This is a genomic window from Synechococcus sp. 65AY6A5 (assembly GCF_002760415.1).
In the GTDB taxonomy this organism is placed as follows: domain Bacteria; phylum Cyanobacteriota; class Cyanobacteriia; order Thermostichales; family Thermostichaceae; genus Thermostichus.
In genome coordinates this window covers 1,107,671-1,120,187 of sequence record NZ_AXUW01000001.1, presented here as the reverse complement: position 1 = coordinate 1,120,187, position 12,517 = coordinate 1,107,671, and the positions used below count along the sequence as shown (strand labels likewise).

The following is a 12,517-nucleotide window of genomic DNA, read 5'->3' as shown; positions in this document are numbered from 1 at the left end:
AGTTCCCCCTTCGGGGGGATCCCTAGAAATTGGAAACATAAAAGACACCCAGGAAACAATCCTGGGTGCTTGGGTTCCCCCTTCGGGGGGATCCCTAGAAATTGGAAACTCACAAAACTTGGCAAGAACCCACTCAGGAATTTTCTCTACGATGTTCCCCCTTCGGGGGGATCCCTAGAAATTGGAAACGTATACGATACACTTAGTTGTACACTAGGTACTCATGTTCCCCCTTCGGGGGGATCCCTAGAAATTGGAAACCCCAGTAGCTCTACGACTGTCTCCAGATCGTAGAAGATAAGTTCCCCCTTCGGGGGGATCCCTAGAAATTGGAAACCCAGATCGGGCCAGAAGATGGGATCCACTCGATGACGCCGTGTTCCCCCTTCGGGGGGATCCCTAGAAATTGGAAACGACAGGAACCAGGAAATATAACAGATCCTTCGGATTGTTCCCCCTTCGGGGGGATCCCTAGAAATTGGAAACACTCGGGAGGGCAGTTAACGATGGGGATCTCAATGGGGGAGGTTCCCCCTTCGGGGGGATCCCTAGAAAATTAGAAGGACACCGAAAGGGGTCCATTGTTCCCCCTTCGGGGGGATCCCTAGAAATTGGAAACTAGTATTCATACCACTCATCAGGGTGGTGAAAGACAATCGTTCCTCCTTCGGGGGGATCCCTAGAAATTGGAAACGCCCAGGGAGTTTAAGAACTCCCGGGCTTGCTTTAGTCACGCGTCCTCAAGTTCCCCCTTCCGGGGGATCCCTAGATAGGGTGTAGGTTGGCCAAGTAAGCGGCTCCCCCTTCCTTGGGGGGAAACTAGCAGCGGGGATCCCCAGGTGTTGAACATGCGCTTTGCGTTTTGCCGATACCGGCGGCCTTTCCGCCAGCCCTTGCGCACGCGCTACGGCCTGTGGTCTATCCGCGAAGGGATCCTGGTTCGGCTGACGGACGCGGAGACGGGAGGTCAGGGCTATGGGGAGATTGCCCCCATCCCCTGGTTGGGCAGCGAGACCGTAGAGGAAGCGCTGGCATTTTGTCAGCAGTTGCCCCCTGAGCTGTCGGAAGCAGAGATCGAGAAGATCCCGGCAACCTTGCCCGCCACGCGCTTTGGGCTGGAATGCGCCTGGCTGGCCTGTCGGGATCCCGGCTGGCTGGCAAGGGATCTCTCCGGGCTTTCCTGGTGTGGGCTTTTTGGGAAAACCCCACCCTCAGGTTCCTACCCCGCCTACAAGGTCAAGGTGGGGGTGGAGCCTCTCGAGCAGGAGGTGAAAAAGCTAGAAAGCTGGCTGGAGCAGTTGCCCGCAGGATCCTGCTTGCGCCTGGATGCCAATGGGGGGCTGAGTCTGGAAGGGGCGCGGCGCTGGCTGGCCCTCTGTGACCGGATCAACCAAGAGTGGCCAGGCAAGATTGAGTTTTTCGAGCAGCCCTTGCCACCAGCGCAGCACGCCGATCTAAGCCGGCTGAGCTGGGAGTTTCAGACTCCCATTGCCTTGGATGAGTCCGTGGTTGGGCTGGAGCAGTTGCAAGCTGTCCACCAAGCCGGCTGGAAAGGGATCCTGGTGGTCAAGCCCTCCTTGGTTGGCTCCTGCCTTGCCCTTAGGGACTACCTCAGGCAACACCCTAGCCTAGATTTGGCCTTCTCCTCCGCCCTGGAAACGCCCATCGGCGCTTGGCATGGCCTAGTTTGGGCGGGATCCCTGCAGGCAAAAACAGCCCATCCCAGAGCCTTGGGATGGGGGGTGGGGGAGTTTTTCCAGGAAGGGGATCCCCTCACCCTGATCACGCTCTCAGCCCAGGAGCGGGCAGCCCTGATGCAGGCGGTGTGGGAGCGCCACAGCCAGCCCTAGACGGCGGCGGCTTGCTTGGCCCGTTCCTGCCGCAGGTAGGCCTGGATAAAGTGCATCAGCTCCTCCGGTTCGCCATTCATAAACGCCTCGACATTGTAGGTTTCGGCGTTGGTGCGGTGGTCTTTGATCAACTTGTAGGGATCGAAAGTGTAGGTGCGAATCCGACCCCCAAAGCCCTGGGTCACCATCTCACCCCGGATCTCGGCCAGCTTTTGCCGGCGCTTTTCTTCCTCAAGCTCGATCAGCTTCGCCTTCAGGATCTGGATGGCCCGCTCCTTGTTTTGCAGTTGGGAGCGCTCTTCGGTGCAGCGCACGGCAATGCCGGTGGGCTTGTGGATAACCCGCACCGCCGTTTCCACCTTGTTGACGTTTTGGCCCCCTGCCCCGCCGGAACGAGAAGTCTCGAACTCCAGATCCTCCATCCTCAGCTCGAACTCATTGTCCTCCTCCAGGATAGGCATGACCTCAACGCCGGCAAAGCTGGTCTGGCGCTTGCCGTTGGCGTTAAAGGGGCTGATGCGCTCCATGCGGTGGTTGCCCTTCTCGGCGGAAAGATACCCGTAGGCATAGGGGCCTTCAATCAGCAGGGTGGCCGACTTGATGCCGGCCTCTGCCCCTTGCGAGTATTCCGAAAGCGTGACCTTGTAGCCCTGGTTTTCCGCCCAGCGGGTGTACATCTTCAGGAGCATCTCCGCCCAGTCTTGGGCATCGGTTCCCCCCGCGCCAGCGGTGATGGTGAGGATGGCGCCGTTTTTGTCGTAGGGGCCCGAAAGCAGTTGCCGCAGCTCCCATTGGCCGAGCTCCCGCTCCACCGCCGCCAGGGATCCGGACACTTCGGCCAACAGCTCCGGGTCCGGGTCTTCTTGCAGCAGCTCCAAGGCGCTGGCAGCATCCTCTAGGCGATCCTTCCAGCGGTGGATTTGATCCCAGGAGGCCTTGAGGCTGTTGAGCTGTTGCAGGTGGCGGCGGGCCGCCTCGGCATCGTTCCAAAACTGCGGCTGCGCTGCTTCCTGCTCCAAAATGGCGATCTGCTGCTCCAGGTGGGGCAGGTCAAAGATAGTCCTGAGCACTGCTCAGGCGCGAGGTGAGCGATTCTAGGGTGCGTCTCAGATCGGCCAGTTCCATAGAGAGCATCAAGAGAGAGCATCAAGCTGCGCTTCGGCTCTCATCCTAGCCTGTAGGCTGGCAATTCAACCAAGGGATCCAGCTCTTTTGCAGGTTTGCTGCAACACTGTGAACCGCATTCCTGGCCAATTGGGTGATCCCGCGCCGGCTCTAGGACGCGACAGAGCGGCCTTGGGCGATGGCTTTTGCCGAAGGATCCCTGTCGGAGCACCTCAAGCCCGTAGCAGAATGGAAAATCTTGTTTCGGAGGCCGCTATGCTGAGGGTCTTTTCCTTGCTTTCCGGACTGGTTCTGGCTGGGGGGGTGGCTGCTTTGGCCATCACCAATCCCACCCCGGAAGAGTACGGAGCCTACGCAGGAGACCAATTGGCTGCCTATGCTACACGGGAATACTGCGCCCAGATCCCAGCTTTTTTGCCCACCCTCATTGAGGAATGTCACGCCCTTGTGCAACAGCTGCAACCAGAGCTGGTGGAGCTGTTTCTGCGCCAGACCCGCCGGCAAAACTTCATCCTCTTCAGCCTCTACAGCACCGATTTGTCGTTGCTTAACTTTGGCCCGCTGGGGATCTCCCTGCCCACCTACCACTTTGAAACCTTGGCCGTGGCAGGGCAATTCTATACCTATGAGATCCGCGAGGGCAAAACCACTCCCCAAAAGGGCTAAACCTGGGCCTGCTCCAACAGCGCTTGCAATTCCTCCAGGGCTGCCTGGGCCGACTGCGCCTGCTGGTAAAGGGATTGCACCATCTCGGCGCTGGCCTGAGCCGATTGCAGGGTGGATTGGCTTTGGCGTTGGATGCGCTCTGCCAAGCCGCGGATGCGGTTGCTGGCTTCAGTGGTGCGCCCCGCCAATTTGCGGATCTCCTGGGCAATGGCACCAAAACCGCCGCCCCCACCCCTGCGGTTGGCCTCCACAGCCGCATTAAAGGAGAGCAGGCGAATATAGCCTGCCACCTCTACGATCAAGTCAACGATGGTGTTGATTTCTTTGAGCTCGCGGGAGAGCTCCCGGTTGCTGTCGGCAATGTCCTGAAATAGGCGGCGCACCGCCTCTACCCCGGCAAAGGTGGCGGCAAAGGTGGATTTGCCCTTTTCCGAGAGCACCGAGCTGATCTCGATGATGCGGGCGTTGAGGCGGGCCAGCTCTTCCGAGCGCTGCTGGGCTTGGCGCCGCTCCCGATCCAAAGCCAGGTTTTGGCTGAGGATCTCGGCTTTTTGCCGCTCCAGATCGCGGGCATACTGAAGGCTGCGGTTTTTTTCCTGCTCCAGCTCGGCCAAGAGCCGTTTCATCTCCTCCTGCTGTTCCCGCAGCCTCTGCTGCGTGGCCAAGTATACCTGGGACTGGGCCACCAACAGCACCGGCACATCCAAAAGGCGGTAGTCTTGCGGGCCAATTTGCACCACCACCGGGTCGTAGATGGTTTCTTGGGGCCGCTGGAAGGCCTGGCTGGCCGCTTGCAACACATCGCAGTCGCCGGACAGAAGGAGAAAACCCCGGCCATGGAACTCCACCATCGAGCTGATGGGCCGCTTCAAAAACACGTCTAGGCCGTAGGGCTTGCTCAGCATCCACTCCAAAATGGCGCGCCGGGTCAGCATCCCCTGCACTTGTGACCGCTCATCCAACACGATCACCCCCGAAAGGCTGCTGTCATCCTCTAGGCGGCGCACCACGTTCTCGCAAGGGGTGGACTCGCTCACCTGAAAGTCCACCAGGGCCAGATCGCGCAGCTTGGTGTGGATCGAGAGGGTGGGAGTGGGCGGATTGGTCAGGGTAGCCATCACAGGGATCCTCGGCGCAGCTTGGGTCGAGACAGGTAGCCAGTAGATGTGCTATGTATTGGGAAACACACAAAAGTGGCTCTGGTCGGCTTGCCAGGAGACTACTGCCGACCGCATTTAGTTTGCCTTGGGATCTCGTTCCCTGGCTACGGTCGCAGGCTGGGGATCGGTTGAAAAAAAAGACAAAGGCGGGTTTTTCCCGTTGCCGAGTGGGGATCCCGGCAAGAGGGGATACTCCAAATCCGCGATTTGGCCGGCTCTGAGCTCAGCGAGGCTCTTGGTAGCGGTGGTAGATCTCTAGAATTTCGCCGCGGCCACGGGTAAAAGCGGCCACTACGTGGGGATCGAAGTGGCTACCGCTTTGGCTCTCCACAAAGCCAAAGATCTCGTCTAGGTTCCAAGCTTCTTTGTAGGGGCGGCGGCTGGCCAAAGCGTCGAAGACATCGGCCAAAGCCACGATCCGCCCTTCCAGCGGGATCTCTTCTCCCTTGAGGCCCCGCGGGTAGCCGCTGCCATCGAACTTCTCGTGGTGGGTGAGGGCAATGATGGCGCTTTTTTTCATCAGCTCCGAGTTGGATTGGCTGAGGATCTCGTAGCCAATCTCGGGGTGGCGGTTCATAATCAGGCGCTCTTCGGGGGTGAGGGGGCCTGGCTTTTGCAAGATGGCATCCGGGATCCCGATTTTGCCCACATCGTGCAGGGGGCTGGCGTAGAAAATCAGCTCCTGTTCATGGCTGGAGAGGCCCAACTCTTTGGCGAGAATGCGGGAATAATGGCTCATCCGCTTGAGGTGAAAGGCGGTGTCTTGATCCCGGTATTCGGCAGCCTGGGCCAGACAGAAAATCGTTTCCAGGTGAGCAGCTTTCAGCTCTTCCCGCAAGCGCACATTTTGATAGGCAACCGCCGCCTGGGAAGCCAGGGCTTCGGCCACTTGGACTTCCAGCTCAGAAAACGGCTGGCTCCAGTCAGCCACCTGGTCGGGCGCCAGGTCAGCAGGGCGATCCGGCCTGAGGCGGTTCAACAGTTGCAGGGCACCGAGGATGTTTCCTGAGGGATCCCGCAGCGGCACAGTGAGCAGGGAGCGGGTGCGATATCCGGTCTGCCGATCCACCTGGGGGTTAAAAGCGTAGGGCAGGTCGGGGGGCAGTTGATAAACGTCCGGCAGATTCAAGCTCTCCCCGGTGAGCACCACATAGCCCACAATGCTAGAAGGAGTAAGGGGCAGGCGCAGATCCTGCAGTTCCTCGTTGCGCTTGACTACAAAAAAGCGCAACTCCTCCCCTTCGCGGATGAACAGGCTGGCGCCATCGCAACCCGTCAGCTCGCGGGCTTGGGCAACAATCAGTTCCAGCAGGCGCCTTAAATCCGTTTCCGAAGAAAGGGCGATCCCCACTTGGATCAGCCGCTGACTCAAGCGCAAGGCAGCAACGGCCTCGAATTCAGCTTCGCCAAGACAGAGATCGAAGGCAGCAGGCCCATGGGACATAACCTGTCCTCCACCGGGTTACGAGTGTTCTCAGAAGCGTTCCCAATGGAGCGATGTCAGAGCTCTAGCAGGGATCCTGCCGCTGCTCCAAGTTGGGAGGCTGGGGGTCGCCAATCCAAAGTAACTCTGCTACCCTACTTTACCTGTGGAAGCGAGAGACGCTGTGACCCAGGTCAAGACCCAGCCGCCAGAGGAGGTTGCCCTCCAGCTCATCGTTGGCCTGGGCAATCCTGGCCCGCAGTATGCCAACACCCGGCACAACTGCGGCTTTATGGTGGTGGACCGGCTAGCGGAGCGCTGGCGGATCCCGTTGGCTTTGGAAAAGCGGTTCCAAGGTAGCTACGGAGAAGGTTTTGCCCTGGGGGGCAAGCGGCGCCTGCTCAAGCCGGAGACCTACATGAATCGCTCTGGCGAGGCGGTGCGGGCGGTGTTGGATTGGTACAAGTTGGATCCTGCCTCGGTTCTGGTGGTGTACGACGATATGGACTTGCCCCTGGGTCGCCTGCGGCTGCGGGGATCTGGCTCCGCCGGCGGACATAACGGCATGAAGTCTGTCATTGAGCACTTGGGCAGCGAAGCCTTCCCCCGCTTGCGCCTGGGCGTGGGCAAGCCCAAAGGCCACCAAGACAGGGTTGGGCATGTTTTGGGGAGCTTTGAACCCGCTGAGCAGGCAGTGCTGGACCGGGTTCTAAGGGCGGCAGTGGCAGCGGTGGAGTGTTGCTTGCAAGAAGGATTGAAGACGGCCATGAACCGCTTCAACCCTTTGGATTTCTCTGGGCCAGATCGGCAAGATCAGCCAGCTCCTCTCAACCCAGCCAAGACTGCGCCCGGAGAAAGCTGATGCCGGGATCCCGCCCCGCTGTCTGACTAAGCAAAGTCGCCTCATCAAGGACTGCGTCCGGCCACGCGATCTTCCACCCGCGGCAATTCCTCAGAACCGCCTGGCCGCGTCAGGGAGTCGGCTTCCCCAGTGGCAGGAGAGGGCAAGGATCCCTCCAGGTTGCTACCGATCCCTCGCCAAGCCAGAGAACCGGAGGCTTCGGCGGCCTGAGCGCACAGCTTGGCGCGCAGCTCTGCCTCCTGCTTGGGCTTGAGATAAAGGTTCTCCAGCAGCACCGCCATACCGGCTACCCAGGGGGGCGCGATCACCGCCCCAACAATGCCCAACAACTGAGTGCCCCCCAGCACCGCCAGCAATTGATACAAGGGCTTCACCCGCACCGAGGATCCCACCAACAAGGGATCCAACACATAGGTTTCCAGGTTTTGCACGGCAACGTACAGGATCAGCACCCACAAAAAAGTCCAGCCCCCTTGGACGATGGCCACCACCAAAGCCGGCAGGGATCCCAAGACTGGGCCGATAAAGGGAATCAGATTGGTAAACCCGGCGATTACCCCCAGCGCCAGCGCAAACTCCGACAGGCCCAAAAAGCGGAGCGAGACGGCAATCATCACCCCCAAAATGGCCGAGACCAAGACCCGCCCCTGGATGTAGCCCCCCATACGTTGCGCCATCGGCTGCACCTGCTGGGCCAACCGCTCATTCCAGGGGTAGGGGAACAGCTCCACCAGGCCCTGCACCAGGTCAGAGCCGCTCACCAGCATATAACCGGAAATGAAGAGGGTCAGCACTACGGTCAACAGGCCGCCCAGCAGACCGCGGGTGAAATCGAAGGACTGCACCAGCAACTGTTGTCCTGAGCGAACTGCCCAGTTCATCAGCGACTGCGGATCCAGCAACTGGTTCAAGTAGTCCAGCGCCGCCGGATCCACCCCTGCCAGATCGGCAATCCAGGTGTCTGCTAACAGTTGGAGCCGCTCCAGGTAAGAGGGCAACCTTGCCAGCAGCCGCTGGGTCTGGGTCACCACCGTCGGACCCATGAGCAGAGCCAAGCCGGCAATCCCGGCAATGAAACTCAGATAAACCACCACCCCCAGCCAACGGGGGATCCGCATCCGCTCCGCCAGATCCACCAGGGGAGCCAGCGCCGCCGCCACCACCACCGCGATCATCACAGTTACCACCAGGTTGCGCAGTTGCCACAGCAACAGCAGCAGCATCCCTGTGGCCACTACCAGGGCTATGGAGGAGACGGAGAGGGTCAGCTGTCTTCGGCTCATCATCTGGCTGGGCTCTCTTCAAGGGGGGCGTTTCAGTCCCCCGGGGTAACAGACGGCTCTACCATCCTGGCCTGGCTTAGCCGAACTTGCCAAACGCCCCTTGCCCAAAGACGCCAAACCCGCAACCTCTCTACTCAATAGCCCAGACAAAGATCCGCAGCAGAAAACCAGCTAGCAGTGGAGTTACCGCAACAGTTCCATCCGTACTGCTTCTACATATTCCAGCAGCTCTGGGGATCCTCTGCCTGCAGCCTGCCACAGCGTCAAAGCACGGCCCAGATCGGCAGCGGCACCGGCCCTATCCTCTCCCTGATAGGCGCGTGCCATGCCGCGGTGGTAGTAGCCCTCGGCTTGCTGCGGCTGCACCTCGATAGCTCGGCTGAAATCCTGAACGGCCAAGTTGAAGTCGCAAATGCTGGCCCACATCAGGCCGCGATGGACATAAGCATCGAAAAGATCGGCAGAGCTTTGGTTTTGCTTGGCCAGCTCGATGGCCAGGTGCGACACATCAAACGCCGATTCCAGATGTCCCTGTTCGGCCCAGATGCGAGAGCGCAACAAGTGGAGTTGGGGGTTGCGATAGGCAATGCGATCCAGAGGGGACAAAGTTGCCAAAGCCTGCTGCAGCTCCCCAAAATACTCGTGTTGTATTCTGGCCTTGAGCAAGTAAGCTTCAGGCAAATAGGGATCCAAAGCAATGGCAATGTCCAGATCCTGTAGCGCTCTGCGCATCAGGTGATCAACGACAGCCGCCTGCTCCGGCTCGGGCAAGGCCAGGGGATCGCTCTGCAACCGATCCCAGAAGTATTGAGCCCGCTGCAGATAGAGCTGCGCGTTCCCCGGCTCTTGTTCCAGAAACTGAGCTAGCCGCGCCAGATAGACGCGATTCAAGTGAAAACGCTCGCCAGCCTGGGTGGAAAGAGGGATCCCCCGCTGCGCCAGCAACTGATGCGCCTGAGAGCGCTGCTCAAGCTGCCGTACTTGGGCTTGCAGTTGGGCTTGTTGCCTGAGCAGGAGCTCAGGATCGGGTTCATCGGCAAATGCCGTCACTTGAACACTCTGCGCTGGCGCCGAGGCAACTTCAGGGACAGCGCCCCGTCCCTTGCGCAGGGAAGCCAACCAGCCGCATTCGCCGCTCAAACACAGCCAAGACAGCAAACCCAAAAGCGCCGATCCGGACAACAAAAGACTGGGCCTCAGCATGGATCCCACCCCACGAAATAGCTTGAAAAAAGAGTTGCCTCTAAGCTAGTTCGCCACAGCCGCAGTGTCCAGACTTTCGGCAATGCCCGTCCTGCGCCACCACTCGGAAACTCCCCCCAGGGGATCCTGCCGCCGGCCAGATCGACCAACTCCACGCGACGATTCTTTGCTGGCTACAGGAGCTGAGAGCCCCACACGGGATCCATGAGGCAACTGGGGCAGAGGAAGAGACAAAAGCCTTGCCGTCAGGTAAGCGGGGCAACCCCACCCGTCCATACGGTGGGGTAGTTTATGAGAGTTAGACAACCAGGTTAACCAGCTTCTTCGGCACCACAATGACCCTCTTCGGCGTCATCCCTTGCAGATACCTCTGCGCCGCCTCCGATTGCAGAGCCAACCGCTCCTGCTCCTGGGGCGTGACATCGGCAGGGGCTTCAAAGGAGCCGCGCAGCTTGCCGTTGACCTGCACCACAATCGTTACCGTATCGGCCACTAGGGCCGCCGGGTCATAGGTAGGCCAAGCCTGGCGATGCACTGAGTCGGTGCCGCCCAGGGCCTGCCACAGCTCCTCAGCCATGTGGGGGGCAAAGGGGGCTAGGAGCAAGACCAAGGTGCGGATCCCTTCCGCATAGACTGGCGAGTCCGGGATCTCGGCTTCAGCCAGGGCGTTGCTCAGCTTCATCAGCCCAGCAATGGCAGTGTTGAACTGGTACTCCTCCAAGTCCTCGCTGACTTCTTTGATGGCCGTGTGCACGGCGCGGCGCAGATCCCTTTCCGCTTTGGTCAGGGATCCTGCTTCAACCTTGGCCTGCAGCAGCTCGGCGGCTTTGCCCTGCAAGGACTCCGTCCCGCTACCGCGAACAACAAACTCGTACACCTGCCGCCAGACGCGGTTGAGAAAGCGGAACTGCCCTTCCACGTCGGCATCGTCCCATTCCAAGTCCTTTTCCGGTGGCGCCTTGAAGAGGATGAACATGCGGGCTGTGTCTGCCCCGTAGTTGGCCAGCACCTCTTCCGGATCCACGCCGTTGCCCTTGGACTTGGACATAGTTGCGTAGATAACCTGCAGGGGCTCGCCGGTTTCCGGATCCCGCGGGTCGTTGGGATCCTTGACCAATGCAGTAGGGATCCAGCGATCCTTGCCGGACTTGTTGGGGTTGTAGTAAGTGCGCGCCTGCACCATCCCCTGGGTGAGCAGGCGGGAGAAGGGCTCATCGAAATTCAGCAACCCCAGATCCCGCAGCACTTTGGTGAAAAAGCGGGAGTAAAGCAGGTGCAAGATGGCGTGCTCGATGCCGCCCACGTACTGATCTACCGGCAGCCAGGCGTTGACCAGATCCTTGCGGAAGATCTCGCGGTCGTTGCGGGGATCGCTAAAGCGCAGGAAATACCAGGACGAGCAGATGAAGGTGTCCATGGTGTCCGTTTCCCGGCGGGCCTCTGCGCCACAGGTGGGGCACTTCACCTTTACCCAGTCCTCCAACTGGGCCAAGGGGGATCCGCCTCGCCCCGTCAGCTCTACATCTTCTGGCAAGAGCACTGGCAGATCTTCTTCCGGCACCGGCACAATGCCGCAATGGGGGCAGTGGATGACCGGGATGGGGCAGCCCCAGTAGCGCTGCCGCGAGATAAGCCAGTCGCGCAGGCGGTAGTTGACCTGCCGTTCTCCTAGCCCCTGCTCCTCCAGCCAGGCGATGGCCCTTTCCACACTTTGCCCTGGGCCCTTGCCCACCGGGATTCCGTTCAAGGGGCCGGAGTTTATCAACACCCCCTCCCCTGTCCAGGCCGCCTGGAGATCTTCGGCACTCTCCACCCCACCCTGAGGCGGCTGCACCACCAGCTTGATGGGCAGACCAAACTTGCGGGCAAACTCAAAGTCCCGCTGGTCGTGGGCAGGCACGGCCATGATGGCCCCTGTGCCATAGCCCATCAACACGTAGTCGGCAATCCAGATGGGGATGCGCTCTTGGTTGACGGGGTTGATGGCGTAGGAGCCCGTCCAGACGCCCGTCTTTTCCCGATCCTCAGCGCTGCGCTCGATCTCGCTGCGGGCAGCGGCCTCGGCCTGGTAGGCTTTGACGGCAGCCTGCTGCTCGGGGGTGGTGAGCTTCTCCACCAAGGGATGCTCCGGCGCCAGCACCATAAAGGTGGCTCCCCAGAGGGTATCAGGCCGGGTGGTAAACACCGGCAGCTCTTCCCCTGTTTCGGTTTTGAAGAGAACTCTAGCCCCTACCGACTGGCCAATCCAGTTCTCCTGCATGGTGCGCACCCGCTCTGGCCAGCCGGAGAGCTTCTCCAGGTCAGCCAGGAGTTGGTCGGCATAGGCCGTGATCTTGAGAAACCACTGCTTGAGGAGGCGCTTTTCCACCCGAGCCCCAGATCTCCAGGATCTCCCTTCCGCATCCACCTGCTCGTTGGCCAGGACGGTCTGATCCACGGGATCCCAGTTCACCGACGCTTCCTTTTGGTAGGCCAGGCCTGCCTTGAAAAACTGCAGGAACAGCCACTGCGTCCATTTGTAGTAGTCGGGGGCGCAGGTGGTGATCTCCCGCTCCCAGTCGTAGGAAAGCCCCAGCCGCTGCAGTTGATCCCGCATTTGGGCAATGTTCTGGTAAGTCCACTTGGCCGGCGGGATCCCCCGATCGATGGCGGCGTTCTCTGCCGGCAAGCCAAAGGCATCCCACCCCATGGGGTGCAGCACCGCGTACCCCTGCATCCGCTTGTGGCGGGCAATCACATCCGTGATGGTGTAATTGCGCACATGCCCCATGTGCAGGCTGCCACTGGGGTAGGGGAACATCGACAGGGCATAAAACTTGCGGCTTTCCGCCGTCAGCTCCGGCGTGCGATCCAACCCGAGTTCACGCCAGTGGGCCTGCCACTTGCTTTCGATGGCCGGAGGATTGTAGCGCGCGTCCACAGTCTAGGGCTCCTGGGGAGAACAG

Annotated in this window: 9 protein-coding genes and 1 CRISPR repeat array; of the genes, 3 read left to right on the top strand and 6 right to left on the bottom strand. The window is 60.2% G+C overall.

What is annotated here, in order from left to right; translation table 11 throughout:
- Position 1 precedes the first annotated feature (1 nt).
- Positions 2-780: a CRISPR direct-repeat array (repeat unit 36 nt; unit sequence GTTCCCCCTTCGGGGGGATCCCTAGAAATTGGAAAC).
- Positions 781-848: 68 nt separating this feature from the next.
- The gene (locus tag SYN65AY6A5_RS05290) at positions 849-1,850 is read left to right on the top strand and encodes an o-succinylbenzoate synthase (protein WP_011430112.1); all 1,002 of its coding nucleotides are present in this window, start codon (positions 849-851) and stop codon (positions 1,848-1,850) included.
- On the opposite strand, the gene prfB is transcribed toward SYN65AY6A5_RS05290, so the two are convergent.
- A protein-coding gene (prfB, locus tag SYN65AY6A5_RS05285; protein WP_143596961.1) for a peptide chain release factor 2 occupies positions 1,847-2,975 on the bottom strand; the annotation gives its coding sequence in 2 pieces (ribosomal slippage) (positions 1,847-2,902 and positions 2,904-2,975; 1,128 coding nt in all). The two genes, SYN65AY6A5_RS05290 and prfB, sit on opposite strands and share 4 nt — an antisense overlap.
- Positions 2,976-3,230: 255 nt before the next feature.
- Here prfB and SYN65AY6A5_RS05280 point away from each other — a divergent pair.
- Positions 3,231-3,641, top strand: coding sequence for a DUF4359 domain-containing protein (locus SYN65AY6A5_RS05280; protein WP_240527379.1), 411 nt, complete (start codon positions 3,231-3,233; stop codon positions 3,639-3,641).
- Here SYN65AY6A5_RS05280 and SYN65AY6A5_RS05275 read toward each other — a convergent pair.
- Together SYN65AY6A5_RS05275 and SYN65AY6A5_RS05270 are read right to left on the bottom strand one after the other, a co-directional pair.
- Positions 3,638-4,759, bottom strand: a complete 1,122-nt coding sequence (locus tag SYN65AY6A5_RS05275; protein ID WP_099812180.1) for a methyl-accepting chemotaxis protein — start codon at positions 4,757-4,759, stop codon at positions 3,638-3,640. The genes SYN65AY6A5_RS05280 and SYN65AY6A5_RS05275 overlap by 4 nt on opposite strands.
- Before the next feature lie 265 nt (positions 4,760-5,024).
- Positions 5,025-6,245: an HD domain-containing phosphohydrolase gene (locus tag SYN65AY6A5_RS05270; RefSeq protein WP_099812179.1), complete on the bottom strand. Its 1,221-nt coding sequence runs from the start codon at positions 6,243-6,245 to the stop codon at positions 5,025-5,027.
- 163 nt (positions 6,246-6,408) lie between these two features.
- Between SYN65AY6A5_RS05270 and pth the strand changes: the two genes are divergently transcribed.
- Positions 6,409-7,086, top strand: coding sequence for an aminoacyl-tRNA hydrolase (pth, locus tag SYN65AY6A5_RS05265; RefSeq protein WP_099812178.1), 678 nt, complete (start codon positions 6,409-6,411; stop codon positions 7,084-7,086).
- 44 nt (positions 7,087-7,130) lie between these two features.
- On the opposite strand, the gene SYN65AY6A5_RS05260 is transcribed toward pth, so the two are convergent.
- From SYN65AY6A5_RS05260 to leuS, 3 genes are all read right to left on the bottom strand, one after another.
- Complete coding sequence (locus tag SYN65AY6A5_RS05260; RefSeq protein ID WP_099834921.1) at positions 7,131-8,372, bottom strand: AI-2E family transporter; 1,242 nt, start codon at positions 8,370-8,372, stop codon at positions 7,131-7,133.
- 180 nt (positions 8,373-8,552) lie between these two features.
- Positions 8,553-9,572 (bottom strand): hypothetical protein, encoded by a 1,020-nt coding sequence (locus SYN65AY6A5_RS05255; RefSeq protein WP_011430118.1) that lies wholly within the window; start codon positions 9,570-9,572, stop codon positions 8,553-8,555.
- 298 nt (positions 9,573-9,870) lie between these two features.
- Positions 9,871-12,492, bottom strand: coding sequence for a leucine--tRNA ligase (gene leuS, locus SYN65AY6A5_RS05250; protein WP_099884039.1), 2,622 nt, complete (start codon positions 12,490-12,492; stop codon positions 9,871-9,873).
- Positions 12,493-12,517 lie beyond the last annotated feature (25 nt).